23 protein-coding genes are annotated in these 25,646 nt (G+C 72.2%); 15 read left to right on the plus strand and 8 right to left on the minus strand.

Annotated elements, in window-relative coordinates:
* Positions 1–33 precede the first annotated feature (33 nt).
* From ACFZB9_RS29500 to ACFZB9_RS29540, 9 genes are all read left to right on the plus strand, one after another.
* Complete coding sequence (locus ACFZB9_RS29500) at positions 34–783, plus strand: hypothetical protein (RefSeq protein WP_391452171.1); 750 nt, start codon at positions 34–36, stop codon at positions 781–783.
* 206 nt (positions 784–989) lie between these two features.
* On the plus strand, positions 990–1,688 hold the full coding sequence (locus tag ACFZB9_RS29505; RefSeq protein WP_391452173.1) for a VC0807 family protein: 699 nt from the start codon (positions 990–992) through the stop codon (positions 1,686–1,688).
* Between the two features lie 240 nt (positions 1,689–1,928).
* Positions 1,929–2,744, plus strand: coding sequence for a response regulator transcription factor (locus ACFZB9_RS29510; protein WP_391452458.1), 816 nt, complete (start codon positions 1,929–1,931; stop codon positions 2,742–2,744).
* Positions 2,745–2,777: 33 nt separating this feature from the next.
* Positions 2,778–4,502 carry a sensor histidine kinase gene (locus tag ACFZB9_RS29515; protein ID WP_391452175.1) on the plus strand — a complete coding sequence of 575 codons (1,725 nt, stop codon included), beginning with the start codon at positions 2,778–2,780 and terminating at the stop codon, positions 4,500–4,502.
* A 327-nt stretch (positions 4,503–4,829) separates the two neighbouring features.
* Positions 4,830–6,386 (plus strand): cytochrome ubiquinol oxidase subunit I, encoded by a 1,557-nt coding sequence (locus ACFZB9_RS29520; RefSeq protein ID WP_391452177.1) that lies wholly within the window; start codon positions 4,830–4,832, stop codon positions 6,384–6,386.
* A gap of 19 nt (positions 6,387–6,405) precedes the next feature.
* Positions 6,406–7,431, plus strand: a complete 1,026-nt coding sequence (cydB, locus tag ACFZB9_RS29525) for a cytochrome d ubiquinol oxidase subunit II (protein ID WP_391452179.1) — start codon at positions 6,406–6,408, stop codon at positions 7,429–7,431.
* A gap of 2 nt (positions 7,432–7,433) precedes the next feature.
* Positions 7,434–10,982 (plus strand): thiol reductant ABC exporter subunit CydD, encoded by a 3,549-nt coding sequence (cydD, locus tag ACFZB9_RS29530; protein WP_391452181.1) that lies wholly within the window; start codon positions 7,434–7,436, stop codon positions 10,980–10,982.
* An 89-nt stretch (positions 10,983–11,071) separates the two neighbouring features.
* A complete protein-coding gene (locus ACFZB9_RS29535; protein WP_391452183.1) occupies positions 11,072–11,533 on the plus strand; it encodes a prevent-host-death family protein in 462 nt (153 codons plus the stop codon).
* A complete protein-coding gene (locus tag ACFZB9_RS29540) occupies positions 11,530–11,886 on the plus strand; it encodes a hypothetical protein (protein ID WP_391452185.1) in 357 nt (118 codons plus the stop codon). Before ACFZB9_RS29535 ends, ACFZB9_RS29540 begins: the two co-directional genes overlap by 4 nt.
* A gap of 15 nt (positions 11,887–11,901) precedes the next feature.
* On the opposite strand, the gene ACFZB9_RS29545 is transcribed toward ACFZB9_RS29540, so the two are convergent.
* Positions 11,902–12,720, minus strand: a complete 819-nt coding sequence (locus ACFZB9_RS29545; protein ID WP_391452187.1) for an AraC family transcriptional regulator — start codon at positions 12,718–12,720, stop codon at positions 11,902–11,904.
* 55 nt (positions 12,721–12,775) lie between these two features.
* Here ACFZB9_RS29545 and ACFZB9_RS29550 point away from each other — a divergent pair, with 55 nt between their 5' ends.
* Both ACFZB9_RS29550 and ACFZB9_RS29555 read left to right on the plus strand, forming a co-directional pair.
* The gene (locus ACFZB9_RS29550; RefSeq protein WP_391452189.1) at positions 12,776–13,345 is read left to right on the plus strand and encodes a class I SAM-dependent methyltransferase; all 570 of its coding nucleotides are present in this window, start codon (positions 12,776–12,778) and stop codon (positions 13,343–13,345) included.
* A gap of 334 nt (positions 13,346–13,679) precedes the next feature.
* Positions 13,680–14,369: a hypothetical protein gene (locus ACFZB9_RS29555; RefSeq protein ID WP_391452191.1), complete on the plus strand. Its 690-nt coding sequence runs from the start codon at positions 13,680–13,682 to the stop codon at positions 14,367–14,369.
* 162 nt (positions 14,370–14,531) lie between these two features.
* On the opposite strand, the gene ACFZB9_RS29560 is transcribed toward ACFZB9_RS29555, so the two are convergent.
* Both ACFZB9_RS29560 and ACFZB9_RS29565 read right to left on the minus strand, forming a co-directional pair.
* Positions 14,532–15,023: a TrmO family methyltransferase gene (locus ACFZB9_RS29560; RefSeq protein WP_391452193.1), complete on the minus strand. Its 492-nt coding sequence runs from the start codon at positions 15,021–15,023 to the stop codon at positions 14,532–14,534.
* 13 nt (positions 15,024–15,036) lie between these two features.
* Positions 15,037–16,419 carry a Tat pathway signal protein gene (locus ACFZB9_RS29565; RefSeq protein ID WP_391452195.1) on the minus strand — a complete coding sequence of 461 codons (1,383 nt, stop codon included), beginning with the start codon at positions 16,417–16,419 and terminating at the stop codon, positions 15,037–15,039.
* A 453-nt stretch (positions 16,420–16,872) separates the two neighbouring features.
* On the opposite strand from ACFZB9_RS29565, the gene ACFZB9_RS29570 reads away from it, so the two are divergent.
* A complete protein-coding gene (locus tag ACFZB9_RS29570) occupies positions 16,873–17,772 on the plus strand; it encodes a terpene synthase family protein (protein WP_391452198.1) in 900 nt (299 codons plus the stop codon).
* Positions 17,773–18,127: 355 nt separating this feature from the next.
* On the opposite strand, the gene ACFZB9_RS29575 is transcribed toward ACFZB9_RS29570, so the two are convergent.
* Positions 18,128–18,685, minus strand: a complete 558-nt coding sequence (locus ACFZB9_RS29575; RefSeq protein WP_391452460.1) for a GNAT family N-acetyltransferase — start codon at positions 18,683–18,685, stop codon at positions 18,128–18,130.
* 162 nt (positions 18,686–18,847) lie between these two features.
* Positions 18,848–19,264, minus strand: coding sequence for a hypothetical protein (locus ACFZB9_RS29580; protein ID WP_391452200.1), 417 nt, complete (start codon positions 19,262–19,264; stop codon positions 18,848–18,850).
* 105 nt (positions 19,265–19,369) lie between these two features.
* On the opposite strand from ACFZB9_RS29580, the gene ACFZB9_RS29585 reads away from it, so the two are divergent.
* Both ACFZB9_RS29585 and ACFZB9_RS29590 read left to right on the plus strand, forming a co-directional pair.
* The gene (locus ACFZB9_RS29585) at positions 19,370–21,163 is read left to right on the plus strand and encodes a GAF domain-containing protein (protein WP_391452202.1); all 1,794 of its coding nucleotides are present in this window, start codon (positions 19,370–19,372) and stop codon (positions 21,161–21,163) included.
* 142 nt (positions 21,164–21,305) lie between these two features.
* Entirely contained in the window at positions 21,306–22,658 is a 1,353-nt protein-coding gene (locus ACFZB9_RS29590) for a M14 family zinc carboxypeptidase (protein ID WP_391452204.1), read from the plus strand.
* A 13-nt stretch (positions 22,659–22,671) separates the two neighbouring features.
* Here the strand turns inward: ACFZB9_RS29590 and ACFZB9_RS29595 are convergent, their stop codons facing one another.
* A complete protein-coding gene (locus ACFZB9_RS29595; RefSeq protein WP_391452206.1) occupies positions 22,672–23,226 on the minus strand; it encodes a carboxymuconolactone decarboxylase family protein in 555 nt (184 codons plus the stop codon).
* Between the two features lie 101 nt (positions 23,227–23,327).
* Here ACFZB9_RS29595 and ACFZB9_RS29600 point away from each other — a divergent pair, with 101 nt between their 5' ends.
* Complete coding sequence (locus ACFZB9_RS29600; protein WP_391452208.1) at positions 23,328–23,882, plus strand: MarR family winged helix-turn-helix transcriptional regulator; 555 nt, start codon at positions 23,328–23,330, stop codon at positions 23,880–23,882.
* A 98-nt stretch (positions 23,883–23,980) separates the two neighbouring features.
* On the opposite strand, the gene ACFZB9_RS29605 is transcribed toward ACFZB9_RS29600, so the two are convergent.
* The gene (locus ACFZB9_RS29605) at positions 23,981–25,105 is read right to left on the minus strand and encodes a DUF1648 domain-containing protein (RefSeq protein WP_391452210.1); all 1,125 of its coding nucleotides are present in this window, start codon (positions 25,103–25,105) and stop codon (positions 23,981–23,983) included.
* Positions 25,102–25,569 carry a GntR family transcriptional regulator gene (locus ACFZB9_RS29610; protein ID WP_391452212.1) on the minus strand — a complete coding sequence of 156 codons (468 nt, stop codon included), beginning with the start codon at positions 25,567–25,569 and terminating at the stop codon, positions 25,102–25,104. The genes ACFZB9_RS29605 and ACFZB9_RS29610 overlap by 4 nt, the downstream gene beginning before the upstream one ends.
* Positions 25,570–25,646 lie beyond the last annotated feature (77 nt).

Here is a 25,646-nt window from a genome sequence, read left to right on the forward strand (position 1 = left end):
ACCCAGCGACACGACCGGGAGCAGTCAGAGCCCATGCCTACCAACAACAGTGACCTGGTCCGGGCCACCGGCCCGGGTGCCGCAGATACCGTCCGGCTGCCCGCGGCGGTGGCCCCCGCCGGCCCGGCCCCCTCGGCCGGTGGCGCCCTCGCGGGCGAGGCCGCGGCGCACGCCGAGCTGCTCGCCACCGCGCCCGACGCGCGCGACATCACGGCGGAGCTGGCGGCCCCGCCGCGGCGCAAGCTGCCCTGGGTGACCCTGCTGCTGGCCGGCGGGGTGCTCGCGGCGGCGGCCTTCACCGGTGGCGCCTGGTACCAGAAGAACCACGGCAACAACACCACCAGCGCCAGCCGCGCGATCAGCGCGGCCATCCAGAAGGCCGGCCAGAACGGTGCGGCCGGCCGCCGGGGCGGTGGCGCGGGCGGCGCGGGCGGGGCGAGTGGCGGCGGGGCCGGTGGCGGCGGTGCGGCCGGTGGGGCCGGCTTCACCCGGGGCACGGTCAAGCTGGTGGACGGCAGCACCGTCTACCTGACCGACGCCGGCGGCAACATCGTGAAGGTCACCACCGGCAGCTCCACCAAGGTCTCGGTGACCCAGGACGGCCAGGTCGGCCAGCTGCAGCCGGGCCAGAGCGTGACCGTGGTCGGCACCCCGGACGGCAGCGGCGGCTACGCGGCCACCCAGCTGACCGAGGGCGGCGCGGCGGGCGGTGGCGGCTTCGGTGGCGGCGGCGCGGGTGGCGCGGGTGGCGGCACCGGCGGCGGTGCGGCCCAGGGCGGGTGAGCTGCGCGCGGGTGACCTGCGCGGCTGAGCTGCGCGCGGCTGACCACAGCGGCGAACGGTCCGGCCGGGAGAGTGCTCCCGGCCGGGCCGTCGGCGTCCCGGCGCCCGCTGGGGGATAGGCACGGACCCCGGTGATCAGCCAGAATGTCCGACGGTCCGGATGTTGATCATCGGGCCGTCTCAGCTCGTATCCCGGGGGAACACACGTGTCCAGTACCACTTCGCCGCCCGCCCCTGCCCGGAAGCGGAAGGCCGCGGCCATCGGCTGGCTGCTCAGCATCGGCCTCAACGTCGTGGCGCCGATCCTCATCTACAACCAGGCGCACGCCCACGGCGCCAGTGACTTCACCGCGATCCTGCTCTCCGGCCTGGGCCCGGTCCTCGACATCGCCGTCTACCTCGCCTGGCACCGCCGGGCCGACGAGTTCGCGATCGTCTCGCTGATCTTCCTGGCGCTCAGTGGCATCGCCGCCCTGGTCGGCCCGCACGACGCCAAGCTGCTGCTGGCCAAGGACTCGCTGGTGACCGGCCTGTTCGGCCTGGTCTGCCTGGCCTCGCTGGCCGCCGCCCGGCCGCTGATGTTCTACTTCGGCCGCAAGTTCGCCACCGACGGCACCAAGGAGCAGGTGGCCTGGTGGAACGGCCTGTGGCAGTTCGAGGGCTTCCGCCGGGTGCAGCGCAACCTGACCATCGGCTGGGGCACCGGCTACCTGGTCGAGGCCGCGCTGCGGGTGGTCTGCGTCTACTCGCTCTCCAACGGGCAGGCCGTCACCGTCAACAACATCCTTCCGTACGCGTTCACCGGCGGGCTGATCTTCTGGACGATGACCTACGCCCGCCGCGCCCAGGCCCGCGGCCGCGCGGCCGGGGCGCCCGGTGCTCCGGAGGCCGCCGGGGCGGTCTGAGGCTGCTTGCATCACTGCCTCACAGAGCCGTGTGCCCTGCGAATGCGGGGGGCACACGGCCTTCATACGTCTCTCATCTAGCGCGCGTAGCCTCCCGGGACCATCATCTGATCGGCCGACAAACCCAGAACCCGGGAGGCGGACCCCGTGACGATTACAGGGACTGTGACCACAGGCGCGGTGCCCAGCTCGATGGCCCCTTCGATGGCTCCCCCGACGGCTCCGCCCGGCGCCGGCGCGATGACCCAGCTCAGCGGCGCCGGCTCCATGCCGGTCGGCCGCACCTCCGGTGAGGCCTTCCTGCTCGTCGTGGACGACGAGCCCAACATCCGCGAGCTGCTCTCCGCCTCGCTGCGCTTCTCCGGCTTCCGGGTGGAGTCGGCGGCCACCGGCGAGGAGGCACTGGCCGCGATCGCCGTCGAGTGCCCCGACCTGGTGGTGCTCGACGTGATGCTCCCGGACCTGGACGGCTTCACCGTGGTCGAGCGGCTGCGCGAGCAGACCCGCCGCCAGCAGATCGCCAACCCCGCGGGCCTGGCCGCCCGCCCGGGCCGCCCGCGCCCCGCCGACCACCTGCCGGTGCTCTTCCTCACCGCCAAGGACGGCACCGAGGACAAGGTGCACGGCCTGGCCTCCGGCGCCGACGACTACGTGACCAAGCCCTTCAGCCTGGAGGAGCTGATCGCCCGGATCCGGGCGATCCTGCGCCGGGCCGGCGGTCCGGCCGAGGACGGCCGGCTCACCGTGGCCGACCTCACCCTCGACCCGCTGGCCCACGAGGTCACCCGGGACGGCCGCCCGATCTCGCTCTCGCCGACCGAGTTCAAGCTGCTGCACTACCTGATGGCCAACGTCGGCCGGGTGGTCTCCAAGGCGCAGATCCTGGACCACGTCTGGGCCTACGACTTCGGCGGCGACCTGAGCATCGTCGAGTCCTACATCTCCTACCTGCGCCGCAAGCTCGACTCCGGCCCCGACCACGGGCCGAAGCTGATCCACACCGTGCGCGGCATCGGCTACGCCCTGCGCCGTCCGCCGCAGCAGTCGCAGGACTGACCGGCGGTGCGGGGCCGGCGGCTGCGGGAAAGGGTGCTGACGAAGCGTCAGTTCCCTTCGCCGCGCCGCCTGCTGGAGCGCGCTCGGGCGCTGCGCCCGCTCGCGCTGCTGCGTGGCACCGGGCGACTCTCGCTGCGGGCGCGGCTGTTGGCGCTCACCCTGGTGCTGGTCACCACGGGGCTGGTGGCCAGCGACCTGATGGTGCTGGGCCTGGTGCGCTCGCAGCTGACCAGCCGACTCGACCAGCAGCTCCAGGAGTTCGGCAACGCTCAGGCGCACCGCAACGGGCAGCGCCGGCCCGGTACCGGCTCCACCTCCGGAACCGGATCCACCTCCGGTACCGGTTCCACCTCCGGTACCGGTTCCAGCTCCGGCACCGGCTCCAGCTCCGACGCTCCCGGCGCGGAGAAGCAGACCCGGCCGCCGAGCCAGTCCGAGCTGCCCAGCATGTACGAGATGCGGATGCTGAACGCCGACGGGAGCGTGCGGCGCACCGTCCGGCAGCCGATCGTGCCCAGCGACCCGGAGCCGGTGCTGCCCTCACTGACCGGTTCGGCGCTGGCCGCCCATCTGAACCGGGCCTTCGTCGTCCCCGGCGCGGAGGGTGGCCGTTGGCTGGTCCGGATCATGCCGATCCAACGCACCGGAGGCCCGGACCAGAACCAGTCCGCGCAGAACCAGCCCGCGCAGAACCAGCCCGCGCAGGGCCAGTCGACCCAGGGCGCCGGTGCGGACCCGAACGCCGGCCCCTCCTCCTACGTCCTGGTCTCCGTCTCGCTCGACGAGGTCGACACCAGCGTCGGCAAGCTCGCGCACGCCTTCCTCGCGATCGGCGGCGCCGTGGTGCTGCTGATCGCCGGTCTGGGCGCCTTCGCGGTGCGGGCCGGGCTGCTGCCGCTGCGCCGGATCGAGCGCGGCACCGAGCTGATCGCGGCCGGCGAACTCTCCTACCGGATGCCCGCCCTGCCGCCGAGCACCGAGGTGGGCCGCCTCTCGCTCGCGCTGAACGGGATGCTGGACCAGATCGAGTCCGCGTTCGCCGCCCAGGCCGCCTCCGAGGCCCGGATGCGCCGCTTCGTCGCGGACGCCTCGCACGAGCTGCGCACGCCGCTGGCCGGCATCCGCGGTTTCGCCGAGCTCTACCGGATGGGCGCGCTGGCCTCCGACTCCGACGTCAAGCGCACCATGGACCGGATAGAGAGCGAGGCCGTGCGGATGGGCGGCCTGGTCGAGGACCTGCTGACACTGGCCCGCCTGGACGAGGAGCGCCCGCTCGACCTGGCCCCGATGGACCTGCGCACGCTGGCCGCCGACGCGCTGCACGACCTCACCGCGCTGGATCCCACCCGCCCCGTCGCACTGACCGGCCCCGGCGGCAGCGGTCCGCCCGGCGCGGCCGCCGTCCTGGGCGACGAGGCCCGGCTGCGCCAGGTGGTGACCAACCTGGTCGGCAACGCCGTCAAGCACACCCCGCCCGGCACCGCCGTGCGGATCGGCGTGGGCACCCGGCCCGACGGCTGCGTTCTCGAAGTCGCCGACTCCGGACCGGGATTGACGGTCGATCAGGCCGAGCGGGTGTTCGAGCGCTTCTACCGCACCGACGCCTCGCGCAGCCGCCACGACGGCGGCGGCGCGGGCCTGGGCCTGGCCATCGCCACCGCGTTCGCCCGCGCCCACGGCGGCACCCTCGCCCTGGACACCGCCCCCGGCAGCGGCGCCACCTTCCGCCTCACCCTCCCGCGTTCGAGCGGCGACTAGGGCTTGTCGGACAATTCGCGCGCCCGGCGGGAGTTGTCGGACAAGTCCTGAGGCCCGTCGGCCGGATTCCGCCGGACGGGCCCGACCCCGTCCTTACGCCGTCTTCACCTGCACTTTCGTACCCACCCCCCGGCTGTCCACCACCGCACAGGTGTGCGGCATACTGTCCTCAGAGCAGAGCTTGTGAAAGTGTTCACGTTCACAAGCTCGCAAGCTTGACCGGCATTGGTGCGGTTCGCGCTGAATAGCACCTTTGTCCGTTAAGTGAGGCAAGATCCTGGGTGAAACCAGGGCAGACCGGACAACGGATCGAAGGAAGAGGGCGAAGTGCAGCTAGCGATCGCTCACGAGACCATCGCGCGATGGCAGTTCGGCGTCACCACCGTCTACCACTTCCTCTTCGTCCCGCTGACGATCAGTCTGGCGGCGATGGTCGCCGGACTGGAGACGGCCTGGGTGCGCACGGGGAAGGACAAGTACTTCCACGCCACCAAGTTCTGGGGCAAGCTCTTCCTGATCAACATCGCCATGGGCGTGGTGACCGGGATCGTCCAGGAGTTCCAGTTCGGGATGAACTGGTCGGACTACTCGCGCTTCGTCGGTGACGTCTTCGGGGCGCCGCTGGCGATGGAGGCGCTGATCGCCTTCTTCTTCGAGTCCACCTTCATCGGGCTGTGGATCTTCGGCTGGGACAAGCTGCCCAAGAAGATCCACTGCGCCTGCATCTGGCTGGTGGCGCTGGGCACCGTGCTCTCCGCGTACTTCATCCTGGCGGCCAACTCCTGGATGCAGCACCCGGCCGGCTACACGATCGACCCGGTGACCCACAAGGCCCAGCTCACCGACATCACCAAGGTGCTCTTCCAGGACACCTCGCTGGTGGTGGCCTTCCACACGCTCACCGCCGCCTTCCTGACCGGCGCCGCCTTCATGGTCGGCATCGCCTCGTACCACCTGTGGAAGGCCAAGCAGTCGGCCGTGGGCGCCCCAGGGAGTACGGATGCCCGCAAGACCGCCTCGATGCGCCTGTCGCTGCGGCTCGGCCTGGTGATGGCGGTGGTCGCGGGCCTGGGCACCGCGATCAGCGGCGACACCCTGGCCAAGGTGATGTTCGAGCAGCAGCCGATGAAGATGGCCTCCGCCGAGGCGCTCTGGGACACCCAGGCGCCCGCACCGTTCTCCATCTTCGCGGTCGGCAACGTCAACGCGGGCCACAACTCGGTGGAGTTGGAGGTCCCGGGGATACTCTCCTTCCTGGCCAAGAGCGACTTCAGCTCGCCGGTGCCCGGCATCAACGACACCGCCGCCGCCGAAGCCGCCAAGTACGGCGGCAAGCCCACCGACTACATCCCCAACATCTTCGTCACCTACTGGGGCTTCCGCCTCATGATGGGCTTCGGGATGACCTCCTTCGTGGCCGGCGCGATCGGGCTCTGGACCACCCGCAAGAAGCTCTTCCTGGTGCCCGAGTTCCGCACCGGCGAGGACGAGCCGCCGCGCCTGATGCTCACGAGGAACCGCGAGCTCGGCCCGCAGCTGACCAAGTGGAGCTGGCGGATCGGCATCCTGACCATGGGCTTCCCGCTCATCGCCAACAGCTTCGGCTGGATCTTCACCGAGATGGGCCGTCAGCCCTGGGCGGTCTTCGGCCTGATGACCACCGCCGACGCGGTCTCCCCCAACGTCAGCGTGACCACCCAGGTGATCGCGTTCAGCACCTTCACCGCGCTCTACGCGGTCCTCGCCGTGATCGAGGTCCGGCTGCTGCACAAGTACGCCAAGGCCGGCCCCGACGTCGACGAGCGCCCGCCCGCCAAGGACCCCACGCTGCGCGGCCCCGCCTCGGACGAGGACGCCGACAAGCCGCTCGCCTTCGCCTACTGAGCCGGGGAGAGAAGAGACCATGCACCTGCACGACGTCTGGTTCGTCCTGATCGCGGTCCTGTGGACCGGCTACTTCTTCCTCGAAGGCTTCGACTTCGGCATCGGCGTGCTGACCCGGCTGCTCGCCCGGGACCGGGCCGAGCGGCGGGTCCTGATCAACACCATCGGCCCGGTCTGGGACGGCAACGAGGTCTGGCTGCTCACCGCGGCCGGCGGCACCTTCGCGGCCTTCCCCGACTGGTACGCCACCCTGTTCAGCGGGTTCTACCTGCCGCTGCTGGCGATCCTGGTCTGCCTGATCGTGCGCGGTGTGGCCTTCGAGTACCGGCACAAGCGCGGCGAGGAGCGCTGGCAGCGCGGCTGGGAGCTGGCGATCTTCTGGACCTCGCTGCTGCCCGCCTTCCTGTGGGGCGTGGTCTTCGCCAACATCGTGCACGGCGTGGCCATCGACCAGCAGAAGAACTACGTCGGTTCGGTCGGCGACCTGTTCAAGCCCTACGCGCTGCTCGGCGGCCTGGTCACCCTGGCGCTGTTCACCTTCCACGGCGCGGTGTTCGCCGCGCTCAAGACGGTCGGCGAGATCCGCGGCCGGGCCCGTGCCATGGCGCTGTGGCTGGGCCTGGCGACGGCGGTGCTGGCGGTGGCCTTCCTGGGCTGGACCCAGGCCCACCAGGGCACCGGCTGGAGCCTGTTGGCCCTCACCGTCGCGGTGCTGGCTCTGGTCGGCGCCCTGGTCGCCAACCAACTGGCCCGCGAGGGCTGGGCGTTCAGCCTCTCCGGGCTGACCGTGGTGGCCGCGGTGGCGATGCTCTTCCTGGCGCTCTTCCCGAACGTGATGCCCTCCACGCTCAACCCGGCCTACAGCCTGACGGTCACCACCGCCTCCTCCTCGGCCTACACCCTCAAGGTGATGAGTGTGGTGGCCGCGGTCTTCACCCCGCTGGTGCTGCTCTACCAGGGCTGGACGTACTGGGTGTTCCGCAAGCGGATCGGCGTCCAGCACATCCCGGCGACCGACCACGCGCTGCCGGCTGCCGAGGCCTGATCATGAAGCCCGTCGACCCCCGGCTGCTCGCCCAGGCCCGTACCACCCGGGCCTTCCTGGCCGGCTCGGTGCTTCTCGGCGGCATCGGCGCGCTGCTGGTGCTCTGCCAGGCCACCCTGATCGCCGAGATCGTCGTCCGCTGCTTCCAACGAGGCCAGGGCCTGGGCCAGTTGGCCACCCCGCTGATCCTGCTGGGCGCCGTCGCGGTGGGCCGGGCACTGGTCGCCTGGCTCACCGAGCTGACCGCCCACCGCTCGGTGGCCCGGGTCAAGTCGCAGCTGCGCGGCCGCCTGCTGGAGCACGCCACCGCGCTGGGCCCCGGTTACCTGGCGGGCCGGCGCACCGGCGAGCTGACCACACTGGCCACCCGGGGCGTCGACGCACTGGACGACTACTTCGCCCGCTACCTGCCGCAGCTCGCCCTGGCCGTCGTGGTGCCGGTGGTGCTGCTGGCCCGGATCGCCGGCGCCGACTGGGAGAGCGCGGCGGTCATCGCCGGCACGCTCCCGCTGATCCCGCTCTTCATGGTGCTGATCGGCTGGGCCACCAAGGACCGGATGGACCGCCAGTGGCGCGCGCTGTCCCGGCTCTCGCACCACTTCCTGGACGTGGTCGGCGGACTGCCCACCCTCAAGATCTTCAACCGGGCCAAGGCCCAGGCCGAGGCGATCCGGCGGATCACCGACGAATACCGCCGGGCCACCCTGCGCACGCTGCGGATCGCCTTCGTCTCCTCCTTCGCGCTGGAGCTGCTGAGCACCATCTCGGTCGCGCTGGTCGCCGTCTCGATCGGCTTCCGGCTGGTGGACGGCAGCCTCGGGCTGGAGACCGGCCTGCTGGTGCTGATCCTGGCCCCCGAGGTCTACCTCCCGCTGCGCCAGGTCGGTGCGCTCTACCACTCCAGCGCCGAGGGCCTGGCGGCGGCCGAGGAGGTTTTCGCCGTGCTGGAGACCCCGCTGCCGGCCGCCGGCGCCCTGCCCGCCCCCGCCCTCGCGGGCGCCACCCTGTCCCTCGGCCCGCTCACCGTCACCCACCCGGGCCGCACCGCGCCCGCACTCGACGGGGCCCGCCTGGACCTCGCCCCCGGCACCACCACCGCGCTCACCGGGCCGAGCGGCGCGGGCAAGAGCACCCTGCTCGCCGTGCTGCTCGGCTTCGTCCGCCCCGATGCGGGCGGTGTCACGGTCACCGCCGCCGACGGACGCTCGTACGACCTGGCGGAGTTGGCGCCCGACTCCTGGCGCGCGCAGATCGCCTGGGTGCCGCAGCACCCGCACCTGTTCGCCGGCACGGTCGCCGAGAACGTCCGCCTGGCCCGACCGGACGCTCCCAAGGACGCGGTCCGGGCCGCCCTTGCCGCCGCACACGCGCTGGACTTCGTGGAGCGGCTGCCCCAGGGCCTGGACACCCCCCTCGGCGAGGGCGGCACCGGCCTGTCCGCCGGGCAGCGGCAGCGGCTGGCCCTGGCCCGCGCACTGCTGACCGACCGTCCGCTGCTGCTGCTCGACGAGCCGACCGCCAACCTGGACGCGGACAGCGAGGCGGCGATCGTAGCCGCCGTCCGGACGCTGGCCGACGACCCGGCGCGCACCGTGCTGCTGGTGGCGCACCGGCCGGCGCTGCTGGCGGTGGCCGACCGGCGGGTGGCGCTGGCGGGGGCGGTGGCCGCGACTGCCACGGTGACCACCGCGGAGCTCACGCCGGCCGCGTCCACCAGCACCGCGCCCGCCCTGGCCGCACCCGCTCCTGTGTCCATCCCCGCCACCGGGACCCCGCTGCGCCGGGTCGCCGCGCTCTTCGCCGCCGCCGAGGCCGGCCGCCCGCGCCGCCGGTTCGCGCTCGCCGTGCTGCTCGGCAGCCTCGCGCTCGGCTGCGCCGTCGCGCTGCTGGCCACCTCGGGGTGGCTGATCTCCAAGGCCTCGCAACAGCCGCCGGTGCTCTACCTGATGATGGCCGTCACCTCGGTGCGCGCCTTCGGCGTCGGCCGCAGCTTCTTCCGCTACTGCGAGCGGCTGGTCTCGCACGACGCCGTGCTGCGCACCCTGGGCAGCCTGCGGGTCACCGTCTACCGCCGCCTGGAGCGGCTGGCGCCCACCGCGCTGCCCGCCTTCCGGCGCGGCGACCTGCTGTCGCGCCTGGTCGCGGACGTCGACGCGGTGCAGGACTGGTACCTGCGCTGGCGGCTGCCCGCCGCCGTCGGGGTCACCGTCTCGCTGCTCGCCTCGGCCGGGCTCGGGCTGCTGCTGCCCGGCGCCGGGCTGGCGCTGGCGCTGGGACTGCTGCTCGCGGGCCTTGCCCTGCCCGTGCTGACGGCCCGGCTCTCCGGCCGTACCGAGCGTCAACAGGCTCCGGCACGTGGCGAGTTGGCCGCCGCCGTGGTCGACACCTGCACCGGCGCCGCCGAGCTGACGGTGGCCGGCGCGCTGCCCGCCCGCCTCGGCGCGGTGCGGGCCGCCGACGCCCGGCTGACCACGCTCGCCGCCCGCTCGGCCGCCACCACCGCGCTCGGCGCCGGGCTGATGGCCCTGCTCACCGGGCTCACCGTGGTCGGCTGCGCGGCGCTGGGCGTGCTCGGGGTGCGCTCCGGCAGCCTCTCGGGCCTCTGCCTCGCGGTCGTCATCCTCACCCCGCTCGCCGCCTTCGAGGCGGTGGTCGGGCTGCCCGGTGCCGTCCAGGTCCGCGAACGCAGCCGGGCCGCGGCCGGGCGGCTCACCGAGGTCTTCGACACCCCGGACCCGGTGCGCGAGCCCGCCGACCCCGCGCCGCTGCCGGCCGTCCCGTTCCCGCTCGCCGTCCGCGGCCTGCGGGCCCGCTGGCCCGGTCAGGAGGCCTACGCGCTGGACGGCCTGGACCTGGACCTGGCGGCCGGGCGGCGCATCGCCGTGGTCGGCCCGTCCGGCTCGGGCAAGACCACGCTGGCGCAGGTGCTGCTGCGGCTGCTCGACCCGTGCGACGGCTCGGTCGTGCTCGGCGCGAGCTGTCCACAGGCTGTGGACAGCCGCGCGCTGGACGGCGACGCGGTGCGTACGGCGATCGGCCTCTGCGCCCAGGACGCCCACGTCTTCGACAGCTCGCTGCGCGAGAACCTGCGCCTGGCACGGCCCGATGCCCTTGAATCCGACCTGCGTGACGCCCTGGCCGCCGCCCGCCTGCTCGACTGGGTGGACACCCTCCCCGAGGGCCTGGACACCATGGTCGGCGAACACGGCGCCCGCCTTTCCGGCGGCCAGCGCCAGCGCCTGGCCCTGGCCCGCGCCTTGCTCGCCGACTTCCCCCTGCTGATCCTCGACGAGCCCGCCGAACACCTCGACCTGCCGACGGCGGACGCCCTCACCGCCGACCTGCTGACCGCCACCTCGGGCCGCGCGACCCTCCTGATCACCCACCGCCTGGCCGGCCTGGCGACGGCGGACGTGGACGAGATCCTGGTCCTGGACGCGGGCCGGGCCGTCGAGCGCGGGAGCTGGGCGGAGCTCGCGGGACGCGAGGGCGGCCGACTGCGCGCCCTGTGGGAGTTGGAGCGTGCGGCGGACGAACTGGTGGGGGCGTAGGCGGGGGCGGATGCGCGGCCCGGTCCGCGATCACTCGGGTGGGGCAACGAGCTCGACTTCGGAATACATTCCGAAGTATCGTCCAGGGTATGTCCACGATGACCGTGTCGTTCTCTGATCTGTCGAAGAACTCCAAGCGGGTCGCTGACACTGTTGAGCGAGCTCAGCGGGTGCACGTCACGCGTCGCGACGGCGAAGATCTCTACCTCACCACGGCCCGGCACGACCAGCAGCGGGAGGAGACCGCGGCGGTCACCGCGCGGCTGTTCGCCGCGCTGCTCCGCAGCGACGCAGGGGTCGGGGCCGTACTCCGGGCATTGCCCGAGGTCTTCCCGTGGGTTCGGCACCTCTCGGGCGAGGAAGCGCGGGAGTTCGTCACCGACCTCATTGACGCCACGCGCGACGTGGTCGAGTTGGATGTCCACACCAATCTGCACCGCGTGATAGTCGAGTGGCGGGCCACGGCCAGAATCCTGGCCGACCCGGAGCTGACCGCACAGCTGACCAGGCCGCTGCCTGACGACGACTTCGGCGAGGTGATCGCGCCGTGAGCCCGAAGCGGGGCGACGACGTGCCGGCTCCGTCGATCGGCACCGAGTGGCGGCTGCGGTTCGCCACGAACGAGGCCGCCAAGGGCTGGGGCGAGTTGTGCAACGAAGCCGCAGGCAACGCCCGGCGGTGCTACGAGGCTTTGCGCTCCGACCCGTTGTCGCCGCGCGAGCCCGACCGGCAGCATCGCCTGCGCGGTCGGCTGGCCACTGCCGTCCTGGGCGGCATCACTTACCCGCAGTGGGAGTACGAAGTGACGGCAGGCGGCCGGGTGCGCTACCTCGTGGACGAGCCACGCCGCACCGTGCACTTCGTCTACGCCGGGACGCGACACCCGAAGGACACGGACGCCTGAACGCGCCCGCGCCGCTCACCCCTCCCCCGAGCCCCCGCGGAAGTAGCTCCCCGGCGTGAGCCCCGTCTCCCGGACGAACGCCGCGACGAAGGCGCTCGGCGTCGCGTAGCCGACCTGCCCCGCCACCCGGCTCACGGACTCGCCCCGGGCCAGCCGGCCCAGTGCCGCGCGCAGCCGGACCGCCGTGCGCCAGCGGGCGAACGGGATGCCGGTGTCGGCGGCGAACGCCCGCGCCAGGGTCCGGGCGCCGGCGCCGACGTGGCGGCCCCACTGGGTGAGGGTGCGCGGGTCGGCCGGGTCGGCGATCAACGCCCGGGCCACGTCGAGGGCTCGGGGGTCCACGGGCATCGGCACGTCGATCGACCGGGCGGTGACGGGGTCGAGATTGTCGATCAGGACGGCCTGCGCCCGGGCCCGGCGTTGCGGATCGAGAGCGGCCTGCGCCAGGTGGTCGATCAGGCCGGCGACCAGCGGGCCGACGGCCACCGGCTGCGGGGCCGTCCACCCGGGCAGACCAGGCCCCGGCGCGACGTTCAGGCTGTGCATGGCGGTGGCGGTGCTGCCCAGGGTCGCGGTCCGGTGCGCGGTGCCCGCCGGGATCCACAGGGCCCGGGTCGGCGGCAGGATCCACTCGCCGTCCCCGGTCGGCCCGCTCTCGGTCGGCCCGTTCTCGGTCGGCCCGTTCTCGGTCGATACGGTCAGGATTCCGCTGCGCGCCCACACCAGTTGGTGGGTCTCGTGCTGGTGGGTGTCGAAGTAACTGCCGGGCGCCAGGCTGTAGGCGCGCACCACGATGGCGGCCGCGCCGTCCGCACTCTGTCCGTTTCGCGACATGATGTGGAAGCGTACGTGCTGGCGGCCGCTCCTCGCCCTTCCTAGCCTCGAAGACATGAACTCTCACCACGCGAAGGTGTGCACCAGCCCCGAATGGGCCGAGCAGTTGCAGACCCTGGTCCTGCCCAAGGTGACCGCGGGAATCGAGTTGGGCGAGGTGATGCTGGAGATCGGCCCGGGCCCCGGCGCGGCCACCGACTGGCTCCGGCACCGCGTCGCCCGACTCGTGGCGATCGAACACGAGCAGGCCGCCGCCGAGGCGCTCGCGCTCCGCTACGCCGACAGCAATGTCGAGGCCGTCCACGGCGACGCCACCGAACTCCCCTTTGCCGACGCCACGTTCGACTCGGTCGCCTCCTTCACGATGCTGCACCACGTCCCCACGGCGGCGCTGCAGAACAGGCTGCTCGCCGAGGCCCTGCGGGTGCTGCGCCCGGGCGGCGCCCTCGTGGGGTCGGACAGCCTGCCCGGGGATGCGCTGCACCATTTCCACGAGGACGACACCTACAACCCGGTGGAGCCGTCGGCCTTTCTGGTGCGCCTGCAGACGTTGGGCTTCGAGGAGATCACCCTCGGCGTGGGACGGGTGCTGACCTTCGTCGCCCACAAGCCCTCACCCGAATAGCCGAATGCGCGCGAACCCGAGCTTCGGGCCTCGGGATTCGAGCGCTCTCTCTGAGGAACGGTGGGCAACTCAATCCCACCCACCCACCCAATGTCCTTACCGGTCAATGAATATGACTTATCGTCACGACTTGACCACGCCGGGCGATTGCGGTGTACGGTTCGCGCAAAGAAACAACCCCCGCTGGTGCTGAGAACACCGAACGGGGGTCTGACCAACGTTGATCGAGATCGAGGTCGATCCAGTGGCTATCTGTCACCCTACCGCCGCGCCCGGATACGGCAAGCGCTCCGCGCCGTCCCAAGACCCGAGCAGCTCCCAGGACTTCGCTCACTTGCCCGAACGCGAGGCCTATCTCGCCGCCTACATCGACCGTCTGCCCGACGGCGCGGCGATCGACACCAAGACCCTCGCCCGCGAGCAGCCCCGCTACGGCCAGCAGGCCGTCCGCTCCGCCCTGCGCAAACTCGCCGACCTCGGCCACCTGCTCCGCATCCGCGAGAAGGCCGGCGAAGGCCTCACCCGCTGGGTCTCCCGCACCTACTTCTCCCGCACACCACGCCCCACCGCCTGGTGGAGCCTCTTCCTCGCCGACCGCCGCACCAGCGGTAGCGCGGACTCCACCCCCACGCCCCCCACGCACTCCATCGCCTACCGCGCCCTTGCCTCCCTCGGCGCGGCGGACAAGCGGATGATGCTCTCCGCCCGCGAGTGCGAGGAGCTGGAGCCATTGGCCGCTGCCTGGTTCGCCCGCAACGTGACGGTCGAACAGTTCCGCTACGCGATGACGAACGGCCTCCCCACCACCATCCAGTGCCCGGGCGCGTTCGCCCGCAAGCGATTGATCGACCGCATCCCCCCAGAACCCGCCCCCGTTCCGGAATGCCGGGATTGCCGAACTTCCCTTGCTGACAAGGGCAGCTGCACATGCCGAGAACCGGCCAGAGTCCCCACCACACGCACCAGCTACTGGGCCGGCCGGGCCCGCACTCTCGTCCGCGAGACCAAAGAACGCATTCGCTGAATACGGCGTGTTCTTCCCATAAAGTCTGGCCGTGCCTCACGACCCGGCTTCGAGCAATCGCGTGACGCGTCCGGGTCGCGCACGATGGCCTTCAGCTCGGCCTCGATCGCCACTTGATCTCCTCGCACCGGCTGGCCTGTGCCGGGCGGCTACTGGCCACGGCTACTCACTGGCCGACGGTGCGAAGTAGTCGCGGAGCATGACCGTGGTCCAGTCGGCCTGGCGGTGGTCTCCTCGCGGGGCCATCTCGGCGAACCACGGCTTCACGTCCAGGACCGGGGTGCCGTCCACGGCGTCCAGGTCCTCGACGTGAAGGTCCAGGCCGTCGACTTTGAGCAGGCGGCAGCGTGACACCCCGAGCCAGTTCAGGCGGCGCATGTTGCGGTGCCCGAAGATCCCGACCTCGGGCCAGTCGGGGTTGTCCCGGGGGCGGCGGGCGCCAAGGTTCAGGTCGGTCGGGTCGGTGAGGTGGAACCGGAAGACGATCTCCAGGTGTGAGAAGTCCTCCAGTCCCTTGGTCGCATCGGGCGTGAAGAGGGATCCGTCCAGCCGGATGATCGCCCGGGTGCCGCCCCAGAAGTCGTCCGTGGGCTCGACCCGCCCGCCGACCACGTGGCCAAGGGCCTCGACCTCGAACGTTTCGCGCTCTGCCATGAGTGACTCCTCGTCAGACTGTTTCGGACAGGTACGCGGCGGCACGTGCGTCGATCTCGCCGACAGCCGAGCTGCCGCGTCGCCGGTAGGGGGAGAGCAGGGTGCGCATGCTGGTGGCGGCCTGCCGGGTGCGGCCCGACCGGACTCCGTCCATGGCATCGAGCGCCTGCGACCAACTGGCACAGGCCTGGTCGATGTTGTTCATCTGCGCGTACACGGAACCGAGGTACCCCAGGGTCACCGCGTGGGTGCGGGTGAAACTCGTTGCCCTGCGGGTGCGGACGCTGTGGTGGAACTCGCGCACGGAGCCGTCCAGATCCCCTATGTCGCGCAGAGCACATGCGGTCTCGTGAGCCAGGCTGGCCTCGCCGAAGAAGAACACCCGGTCCGGTTCCATGATGCCTTCGTCGGCGGCGGACAGGTCGGCCTCTGCCCTCAGCAGCGCTTTGGTGGCGGCGTTCTTGCGCCCGGCTGCGGCCAGGCTCCGGGCGTGGACGACACCAAGGAGGGCACGCTCACGAGGCGAGGCGAGCGTGTACCGGTCGCCGTCGACGGACGCGGCGGCCAGATCCAGGGCTTGCCGGTGATGCCCGAGGTCGATCGCCTGGTGCGCCATCGCGCGCAGCACGTGGCCGGCCATTGGTGGATCACCGGCCTCGGCCGCGAGTTTCAGGGCCTCGGTGAAGTACCGTTGTGCGGTCGCGTGCCGACCACTGTCGAAAGCCATCCAGCCGGCCAGGTAGGTGAGTTCGCCGGCCGATGAGAAGAGGGCACGCCGCAGCCGTTCATCAGTGAAGCTGCCCCGCAGGTAGGCGGTGACATCGGTCGACAGGTACTGCACCACGGACGTCCAGGCGTGGTCACCGCCACGGCGCTGGTCGACCTGGGAGAACAGGGTGGTCATGTCACGGACGGCTGCGAGGTCGCCTGGGCCGATCCGTACCGACGAGGCTGAGCCGCGTGTGCTGCCCCGTTCGGACATCCGACGCCACCAGTCATCGCCAGGTAGCGAGAGGGCGGCCACCGAGTAGACCGCCGTCCCCAGCGCCCGCCTGCGTTCCACGTCCACGTCGGCTCTCCCGAGTTCGGCCAGCGCGCTCAGCGTATCGGCGTCCCAGACGGGAGTTCGGGTTGAGGTGGCGACCAGTCCGATCTCTTCCGGCGTGACGACCCGGCCTCCCAGTGCGCGGCCCAGCGCTTCGGCCAGGAAGAGGCCGACGTTCCCGGCCGGCTGGCCACCGTTCTTCCAATGGGTGATGCTCGACTTGTTCGTTTCCGGGAACTCGCCGTGCTCGGCGGCCACGCGCTTGATCAGACGCGCGATCGCATCGCCGGAGAGCCTGGTCTCGTCAATGACCGCGCGCAGCTTCTCGTTCGGTTCTCTCGCCGACGCCAACGCCCACCTGCCTGACTGGCCGTTAAACCGCTTAAACCGCATTGCGTGGCCAATACGGTACTCCTGGTAGCCGTCGGGCGGTTCACTATCTGACATGCCCACTCGGCGCGTGTGGGAGCCGGCGCAGGGTCATCCAGATTGTGAAGCGGCCGGCTGCGGGGGACCGCGTCAATTCGTGAAGCCGGAGAGACCGATGACCACTGCCGATCGAACCCCGCACCCGTGGAGCCGCAACGGCGCCTCCACACTGCGGGAACCCGAGCCGCCCGTGCCGCAGCCCGCCGCTGGGCCGATGCCCGTGAACTCCCACCTCTCCTATGCACAGCTCCATGAGCGTGCCTGTGTCCGGTGCGGCTCCGCTGAGCCGCCCCTGCTGTCGGCCGGGCACTTGGCGGTCGACGGTCTGGTGTGGGCTGTGTCGGCGTGCCCTGAGCATGTCGGGGGGCTGGCCTGATGGGGACCGATGCCCGCCACACCGACCTCTACGTCTCAGCCGCCACTTTCCTCACGCAGTACGGCCTCCATCCCGACCCGGCTGGCTACCTCGCGCACGGGTACGTTGACCTCTGCCTGGCCGGGTGGCCGACCGCCTCCGGGGCCGAGCTGGACCTCGCTACCCGGTGGGCGTTGTGGACGTGGATCGTCGACGATGCCTTCGATGGGGAGCTGCTGGACGAATCCCCGCAGGTGGTGGGTGAGTTCACGCTCACCCTGCTCCTGGTCGCCGGTGGCAGTGCCCGGCCCGGGGCTGGCGATCACCCCGCTGTGCATGCGCTCGCCGATCTGGCGGCGGACACCCGCGCGGTGATGCCCGCCCTCTGGTGGCAGCGGTATCTGACGCACCTGGAGGAGTGGGTCCACGCGGCCTCCGCCAAGCTGCTCGATTTCGTCCAGCCGCACCGCACGCCCACCCTGCGCCAGTACCTGACGATCCGTCCGACCGACGGCGGGATGCTGCTCGCCGCCATGTGGTGCGAACTCGCCGGGCGGTGCGTCACGCCCGACTGGAACGATGCCCTGGTGCAGTCCCTGCTGCACAGCTTCTCGACCATCGGCTGCCTGGCCAACGACCTCGCCGCCGACAGCACCGACACCTTCACCGCCGTCGACGCCCTGCGCGCCAGCCACCCACTGCCCCCGACCCAGGCCCACGAACACGTACGGGCGCTGCTCGACGCCGAGGAGCGCCGCTTCTGGTGGCTCTGCACCGCCGTCCGCGACGACGAACTCGCCACCGCCACCCGCCACTTCGCCCGCGCCCTCGACCGCTTCCGCCACGCCCTGACCACCTGGACCACCACCAGCACCCGCTACGCGCTCGCCGCCCCGCAGGCCCTGCAGGCCCTGGGATGAACACGCCGCTCACCCAGCCCGACACGCCGCACGCCGAGCTGCGCACCCTCGGCCGACGGCTCGACCCGGCAGCCGGCTTCGGCGCTTCGCTCAGTCGCCGACGTACATCCAACCAATGAAGATCCAGAGTCCCGAGACCCCGAGCAGCACGGCGCCTGCCAGTAGGGCGCCGAGGGCGGCCGCGGCTGCCCAGAGGGCCGTTCGCCCGACGGGCAGCCACCAGCGAGGCGGGAGCGACAGGTGTGAGGCCGCGGTCGTCATGCGGGCTCGGCGGCCGGCGAGGGTGCCCTGGCCCCAGGGGTGGTTGTCCATGGGTCAAGGGTGCTCGCGAATCGGGCGGCGGGCCTGAGTACTCCTACTCAACTCCGGGCGGCAGCAGTGGGGTGATCACGGAGGGGCCGGTGAAGTCGGCGGGCAGGGCGTCCATGACGACCTCGTCGCAGATCTGGCCGAGCCAGTAGCCGGCCTCGCGGAGGGTGCCGGCGGCGCGAAAGCCGGCGTTCTGGTAGGCGCGGATGGCGGGCCTGTTCGGGGCGAGGACCTTGAGCCAGACCATGCGCAGGTTGGTGATGTGGAAGGCGTAGTCGAGGGTGAGGCGGGTGGCCTGGGTGCCGAGGCCGTGGCCGCGGGCTTCGGGGGCGAGCATGACCACGTACTCGGCGGTCCGCACGGCGTGGTCGGGCAGCAGGGTGGTGACGCCGACGGGGACGGGCTCGCCGGTGCTCAGGTCGTAGACGGTGAAGCGGAGGTTCCCGCCCCGGAGTTGGTGCGCCATGCCCTCGGTGCGCGCCTCCAGGGATTCCGGGCTCTGGCGGCCGTAGCCGACCAGTAGGGCCGGGTCCTGCTCCCAGCGCCAGTAGGTCTCGACGAGGTCGGCGCGGTAGGGGCCGAGCGCGCAGGTGTCGGTGCCGATCCAGAGGACCGGGTCAGGGCTGCTGATGACGGGCTCCGATGGTGAGGGCAATGGTGAGGGCAATGGTGAGGGCAATGGTGAGGGCAATGGTGAAGGCGAGCCATGACGCGTGGTCGTGGCTCGCCGGTGCGAGGGGCCCTTCGAGCGGTGGCGCCTACGCGGTCACCACCGATCGATGCCCATGGCCTTCGCGGCGGAGTGGACGGCGTTGTAGTGCGGGATCGACATGTCGGACTTCTTGTCCTTGGCCGGCAGGCCCCGGTCGGCCTGGCGGAACTCGTCGCGGGCCGCGGTGAGCAGGTTCGTTCCGTAGTTGACCGGTACGTCGTCCTTGCCGTGGACGGGGTGTGACTTGGCTGCCGTCTGGCTTCCGGCGTTGGCCAGGATGCTCCGGGCCTGGTTGTAGTCGGCGGGCTTGATCGTCTTCGGGTTCCGGGTCTCTGCCAGGGCGCGGGTGCCGGCGGTGGCCGCCGGGGTCGAGCCGGCCACCGCGGCGTAGCCGGCCGTGGGTACGGCCGCCGAGAGGAGGGCGGCGCCGACCAGGGTGGCCAGGGCGGTCGTGATGCGTCGAGTGTTCATGATCTGCTTAACGGCACCGGGAGGGGCGAGTCACGCTCTGTGGTGGCCCGTGGTGACGCTGAGTTCCTCCCGTCGCTTCCGCTGCCCACCGCCTACGCTCGAAGCATGCCGAGCACCCCCGAGCCCGACGCCACCGCCGTCCCCGTCACCGAAGCGACCCCCCATCGCGTGCCCGAGATCTCCTCGCTCGGCCTGGATGCGCTGGTGACCGAGGTGGCCGAGCGGTTGCAGGTGGCGGCGGACCGGATGCAGCGGCTGCTGGAGGCGGTGGTCTCGGTCGGGGCGGGCCTGGATCTGCATGCGACGCTGGAGCGGATCGCGGCGGGGGCCGCCGAGCTGGTGGACGCGCGGTATGCGGCGCTCGGCGTGATCTCGCCGCTCGGGCAGGGGCTGAGCGACTTCATCCACGTGGGCATCGACGACGCGACGGCTGCCGAGATCGGTGACCTGCCGCAGGGGCGGGGGATCCTCGGGGTGCTGATCGACCATCCCGAGCCGCTGCTGCTCGACGATCTGAGCCAGGACCCGCGGTCGGCCGGGTTTCCGCCGCACCATCCGCCGATGCGCTCCTTCCTGGGGGAGCCGATCCGGGTGCGTGGCGAGCTGTTCGGCAATCTCTATCTGACCGAGAAGCGCGACGGTGGCGGGTTCACGTCCGAGGACGCCCAGGTGGTGCGCGCGCTGGCGGTGGCCGCCGGGGTGGCGATCGAGAACGCCCGACTGTACGAGGCGGGCCGGCGCCGGGAGCGGTGGATCGCGGGGGCCGCGGCCGTGACCACCGCGCTGCTCTCCACCGACGAGGCGCACTCGGCGCTGTCGGTGGCGGCCGAGCAGGTGCGCGAGCTGGCCGACGCCGAACTCGGGATGATCATGCTGCCGACCAGTGACGGCAGCATGCGGGTCTCGCACGCCTCCGGCGCGGACGCCGAGTACGTGGTCGGCGAGCTGGTGCCGGGGTCGGGGTATGCGGCCAGGCTGCGTGACGGGGAGAGCATCTTCATCGACGACATGTCGAAGGATCCGAAGCTGGTGATGCGCCTGGCCCGCGGCTACGGCCCCTCGATGGCGCTGCCGATGGTCGCGGCAGGGCGGGTGCTGGGCGGGCTGGTGGTCTGGCGCGGGCGTGGTGCGCGGTCGTTCAGCCAGAGCGAGAAGGAGCTCGCGGCCACCTTCGCCTCCCAGGCCGCGCTCGCGCTGCGCCTCGCGGAGGGGCAGCGGGACCAGCAGCGGCTGGCGGTCTTCCAGGATCGCGACCGGATCGCCCGGGACCTGCACGATCTGGTGATCCAGCGGCTCTTCGCCACCGGGATGATGCTGGAGAGCGCGGCCCGCAAGGCGCAGGTGCCCGAGGTGGTGGACCGGCTCGGGCATGCGGTGGACGAACTGGACGCCACCATCCAGGAGGTCCGCACCACCATTTACGCCCTCCAGCACGACGACCACGGCGAGGAGCCGGACACCCTGCGCACCCGGGTGCTGCGCGAGGGCAGCCAGGCTGCGGCCGCGCTCGGCTTCAAGCCGTCGATCACCTTCACGGGGCCGGTGGAGAACCTGGTCAGTGATGCGACCGCGCGCCAACTCCTGGCCGCGCTGAGGGAGATGCTCTCCAACACGGCACGCCACGCGCGCGCCTCGCGGGTCGGCGTCGAGCTGGACGCCACCGTCCACCTGGACGACCAGGGCCACCCCGTCTCCGGCGACCCCGAGGTCCCGGACCGCGCGGGCCGCCCGGGCGTGCTGCTGACCGTCACCGACGACGGCGTCGGGATCCCCGAGGGCGGGCGGCGCAGCGGCCTGGCCAATCTGCGCCGCCGTGCCGAGCACCTGGGCGGCGACGCCTGGCACGAGCCGGGCCCGAACCGCCGTGGCACCCGGGCGCGTTGGTCGGCCAGGTTGTGAGCCCCCGGCGGCCGGTTGTGTGCCCGGTGCTGGGCCCGGCGGTGAGGACGGTTGTGAACCCGGCTGTGGGCACGGTTGTGAGCCTGCGGGAGCGGTGCGAGGGTGAGTCGGATCGATGGTCGATCAACTCACGGAGGTGCGCGTGGTGTTCACCGATACCGCAGCCGATGGCCCCGCCGCGATCGCGGCCGGGGACCGCTATCCCACCCCTGACGAGGTGCTCGGTGCGGCGCGCGGCCTGGCCGCCCGGCACCCGGGCCTGTGCGGGCTCCGTATCGTCGGCACCTCGCGGGCCGGCCGCCCCCTGCACCTGCTGTCGATCGGCCGGGCGGCGCGCGGCCTGCTGATCGTCGCCGGGGCGCACGCCAACGAGGCGGTCGGCGGGGCCACCGTGCTCGAACTCGCCCGCCGGGCACTGGCGGAGCCCGCACTGCGGACCGCCGTCTCCTGGCACTTCCTGCTCTGCCTGGATCCGGACAGCGCCGCCCTGGCAGCCGGGGCCGAAGGGGATCCGCGCTCGCAGCGCGACTACTTCCGCCGCTACTACCGGCCGGCCGCCGACGAGCAGCCGGAGTGGGCCGCCCAGCTCACGCCGGAGCTGCCCGAGAGCCGGGCACTGCTCCAACTGATCGCCGAGCTGAGGCCGTTCCTGCAGTTCTCGCTGCACGGCACCGACGTCGGCGGCACCTTCGTCGAGAGCACGGCCGAACTGCCCGGCCTCGCCCAGGCGTTCGGAGCGGCAGCGCGCGACCTGGGGATTCCGGTGGAGACCGGACCTTACGACGCCTACTACTGGCCCAGCCCCGCCCCCGGCGTGTTCCTCATGCCGCCGGGCAGCGACGTCGATGTGGCCGTGGCCAGCAGCAAGGAGCTGCGCACCACCACTTGGCACGCGCCGCAGCGTTACGGCGGTGCCACCGTGATCCTGGAGGTGCCGACCTGGGCCTGCGAGCGCCTGGCCGACACCACACCGCTGCCGGACCCGAGTGCCCGCCTGGCCGTGGCAGCGGACCAACTGCGGTCGCGTGGCGCACTGGTGGCGGAGCGCCTGGCCGAGGTGGTGGCGCGGGGCGGGCTCGACGGCAGCCCCTTCGTCCGCGCCGCGCGCAGCACGCTGTCCTGCTGCTCGGAGCTGGCCGACGAGTGGGATCCACGGGTCGCCGGCCTGTCGGCGCCGCTGCCGGCGATGACCCACGGGCGGCTGGCCGCCGTGGAGTTGTGGGCGCACCGGATCCCGTTGCGGGCCGCGTCCCTGGTGCGCCGCGCCCTTGGGACCGCTGGTGGCGCCGGCCCCGACAGCGTCGCCCCCGACAGTGCCGCCCCCGGGCTGCCCGCGGTGGCGGCGCGGCTGGACGGCCTGCTCGACGACTGGTGCGCGGAGTACCAGCGGGTGTTCCCGAGCACCTGGGTCCCGGTCGCCCGTCAGGTGGAGCAGCAGGTGCGCACCGTGCTGGCGATGGTGATGCTCGACGGGCAGCACCCACAAGGTACTTAGGTCACGGCTGCTGCTAGGCCCAGGCGAACGGGACCAGCTGCTCGTCCAGTTCGGCGTCGGTGAGCCGGTTGGCGAAGGTGGAGAGGGTGTAGGTGCCGATGCCGAGCACCACCTCCAGGGCGTTGCGTGCGGTGTAGCCGTGGGCGAGGAAGGCCTCCAGTGCCTCGGGGGAGGCGGCGCCCGAGGTGGCCAGGATCTCCAGGGTGAAGAGCCGGACCGCCTCCAGCCGGGGCTCCTCCAGCGGGGCGCCCGCGCGCAGGGCGGTGATCAGTGCCTGGTCGGCGCCCATGCCGGTCAGTCGGCCGGTGTGCATGGCGACGCAGACGTGGCAGGCGTTGCGGGTGGCGATGGTGAGGACGAGTACCTCGCGGGCGAGCGGGTCCAGGGTGCTGGTCTCGAAGCGCTTGTTGAGCTCCAGGAAGCCGGTGAGCACCTCGGGGGACTCGGCCATCTTGCGGACCGGGGCGGGCAGGTAGCCGAGGTGGCTGGTGGTCGCGGCCATGGCGGGCCGGGCGGCGGCCGGGGCGGTCTCCGGGGTGTGGGCGGGGAAGAAGTGCTCTCGGGACATGATGGATCGGTCTCCTCGTTCGTGCGCCGTAAAATGGACAACGTGGTTGACTAAAAACGTAAACCAGGTTGTCTATCTTGGCAAGGGCGGAGTGAGAAGCGATGGCTGAGCACGCAAACGGCGGGGCGGACGGTGGCGCGGGCAGCGCGGGCGGCGCGGGCGGCGCCGGTGGTGCGGGCGGCGATGCGACCGAGCGGGCCGGCTACGGCTTCGAGCTGCCGCTGCTGCTCTTCGCCGGCTTCCGTTCGATCATCGACGAGCTGCACGCCGAACTGGCCCGCCAGGGCCACCCGCAGGTGCGTCCGGCGCACGGCTTCGCGCTGCAGGCCATCGGCGTGCGGGGTGCGAGCGCGAGCGAGGTGGGGCGGCGGCTGGGCGTCTCCAAGCAGGCGGCCGGCAAGACCATCGACCGGCTGGAGGCGCTCGGCTACGCGGAGCGCGTCGACGACCCGGCCGACGCCCGGCGCAAGCTGGTCCGGCTCACCCCGGGCGGCCTGGACGTGCTGGCCCGCTCGGCCGCCGTCTTCGAGGACCTGCGCGGCCGCTGGGCGGCCGAGCTGGGCGAGGGCCGGGTGCGCGCCCTGGAGCAGGACCTGCGGACCATGGCGTCGCCGGAGTTCTTCCGGCTGGACGTGGCGGGCTGGTTCGGCTCCTGACCGGCCGGGGCGCCGGTCGTCGCCGTGGTGCCGGCCGTGGTCCTGGCGCTGCTCCGGCCCGGCCCGGCCCGGCCCGGCCCGGCCCGGAGCAGGGCGCCTCAGGCGGTGATCAGCGGCAGCCCGACCGCGAGCGCGACGGTCAGTGCGAGGAAGAGGATCCCGTACGGGCTGCCCAGGTTGAGCGTCCAGCCGATGCCGAAGCGCCTGGGCACGAAGGCGGCGGAGTCCGCGCGGTTGACGTAGAAGAGGCCGCCGAGGCGCCAGTACCGGTCGTCGTCCCGGTGCACCACCACCGGCGCCTTGCCAGCTGAACCCGCGGAACCTGCGACACCCGCCGGATCGGCGACCGGGATCCGGCTGCCGTGCTGGCCGCTGCTGAGCGCCACCACCAGGAGCACGGCCAGCCCGAGCACCATCGGCAGCATCAGCAGCAGCGGCGACAGGGTGCGCGCGCCGTCCCAGATCCGCCAGGCGCCCAGGGCGATGGTCAGGTCTGCGCCGAAGGTCAGCACCATCAGGCTGCGGGCCATCCGCGCCAGGAAGCGCCGGTGCTGGTCGGCCGTCACCTTCACCCGCGCCGGGTCCAGGTCGGGCCGGGCCCGGAAGGTGCCCCAGCAGACCAGCAGCAGGATCAGGGTCAGCACCAGCTGCGCGATGACCAGCGCGAAGGCGCTGCCCACCGACTTGGCCACCAGCCGGTCCGCCCGTCCCGAACCGTTGAAGTGCATGGCCAGTTGGGCGGGCATCGACGGGTAGCGCAGCGCGCCGGCCACCGCCGTGCCGAGGGTCAGCAGGACGGCGGGCAGCGACCAGAGCCAGGGGAAGTGCGCGGGGTCGGTGCGCAGCGAGGTGTCGGCGGCCACGCCCTGGCGCAGCCCGTCGAACCACCCCTCGCGCCGCTTGACCGCGGCGATCGCCCCGTGTGCGCGCAGGTAGCCGGCCAGTTGGACGGCGAGCAGCGCGACCAGCGTCACCGGCAGGGCCGCCGCCGCGCCGCCGGCCAGCCCCCAGGTGGTCCCGGCCACCAGCACCGCGCCGCCCGCCAGGGCCACCCACCACCGGTAGGCCCGCCGCTGTTCGCCGACCACCGGTGCCTCGGCCCGCTCGCTCGGGACGCGCACGCCGAACGGCAGCGTCGTCAGGGTCAACGAGGGCATCAGCCAGGCTCCGCCCAGGAGCAGCAGCCCGACGGCGGCCAGCAACAGGACAACGGTGGTGCTCATACCGAATCTCCCAACTCTGGTACGGGTGTGCCTGCGACAGGTGCGGGCGGGACCGGCAGGACGGACGGGACGGGTGGGACGGCCAGGCCGAAGTCGCGCAGCGTCGTCGCGCAGGCGGCCAGCGCGGCGGGGCCGTCCAGGCCCTGTGCCACCGCCTCGGCGAGCAGTGTGTGCAGCCGCAGCCGCCACTGCTCGGTGAACTCGGCGGACGGCGGGCCGGAGCCGGGATCGCGGTGGACGACCGCGCCGGTCCTGCGGTTGAGGATCAGCAGGCCCTCCTGGCGCAGCAGGTCATAGGCCTTGTTGACGGTGTGGAAGTTGATCCCCAGATCGGCTGCGAGCTGGCGGGTGGCGGGCAGCGGGCTGCCCGCCACCAGGGTGCCGGTGGCGATGGCCGCCACCACCTGGTCCCGGATCTGCTGGTAGATCGGGACCTCGCCGGTCAGGTCGAGGGTGAGGATCACGGTGTCTCCCGTTCCTGTCTGTCTGCTCTATTACTTATAGAACAATGGGCGCGCGCCCGCAACGCCCTACGAGCAAT

The sequence above is a fragment of the Kitasatospora sp. NPDC008050 genome, assembly GCF_042957465.1.
Taxonomy (GTDB): Bacteria; Actinomycetota; Actinomycetes; order Streptomycetales; family Streptomycetaceae; genus Kitasatospora.

Coding starts and splice junctions, on each gene's coding strand:
- ACFZB9_RS29500 (WP_391452171.1), top strand. CDS start 34: ATGCCTACCAACAACAGTGACCTGGTCCGGGCCACCGGCCCGGGTGCC.
- ACFZB9_RS29510 (WP_391452458.1), top strand. CDS start 1,929: ATGACCCAGCTCAGCGGCGCCGGCTCCATGCCGGTCGGCCGCACCTCC.
- cydB (WP_391452179.1), top strand. CDS start 6,406: ATGCACCTGCACGACGTCTGGTTCGTCCTGATCGCGGTCCTGTGGACC.
- cydD (WP_391452181.1), top strand. CDS start 7,434: ATGAAGCCCGTCGACCCCCGGCTGCTCGCCCAGGCCCGTACCACCCGG.
- ACFZB9_RS29535 (WP_391452183.1), top strand. CDS start 11,072: ATGTCCACGATGACCGTGTCGTTCTCTGATCTGTCGAAGAACTCCAAG.
- ACFZB9_RS29545 (WP_391452187.1), bottom strand. CDS start 12,720: ATGTCGCGAAACGGACAGAGTGCGGACGGCGCGGCCGCCATCGTGGTG.
- ACFZB9_RS29550 (WP_391452189.1), top strand. CDS start 12,776: ATGAACTCTCACCACGCGAAGGTGTGCACCAGCCCCGAATGGGCCGAG.
- ACFZB9_RS29560 (WP_391452193.1), bottom strand. CDS start 15,023: ATGGCAGAGCGCGAAACGTTCGAGGTCGAGGCCCTTGGCCACGTGGTC.
- ACFZB9_RS29570 (WP_391452198.1), top strand. CDS start 16,873: ATGGGGACCGATGCCCGCCACACCGACCTCTACGTCTCAGCCGCCACT.
- ACFZB9_RS29580 (WP_391452200.1), bottom strand. CDS start 19,264: ATGAACACTCGACGCATCACGACCGCCCTGGCCACCCTGGTCGGCGCC.
- ACFZB9_RS29585 (WP_391452202.1), top strand. CDS start 19,370: ATGCCGAGCACCCCCGAGCCCGACGCCACCGCCGTCCCCGTCACCGAA.
- ACFZB9_RS29595 (WP_391452206.1), bottom strand. CDS start 23,226: ATGTCCCGAGAGCACTTCTTCCCCGCCCACACCCCGGAGACCGCCCCG.
- ACFZB9_RS29600 (WP_391452208.1), top strand. CDS start 23,328: ATGGCTGAGCACGCAAACGGCGGGGCGGACGGTGGCGCGGGCAGCGCG.
- ACFZB9_RS29605 (WP_391452210.1), bottom strand. CDS start 25,105: ATGAGCACCACCGTTGTCCTGTTGCTGGCCGCCGTCGGGCTGCTGCTC.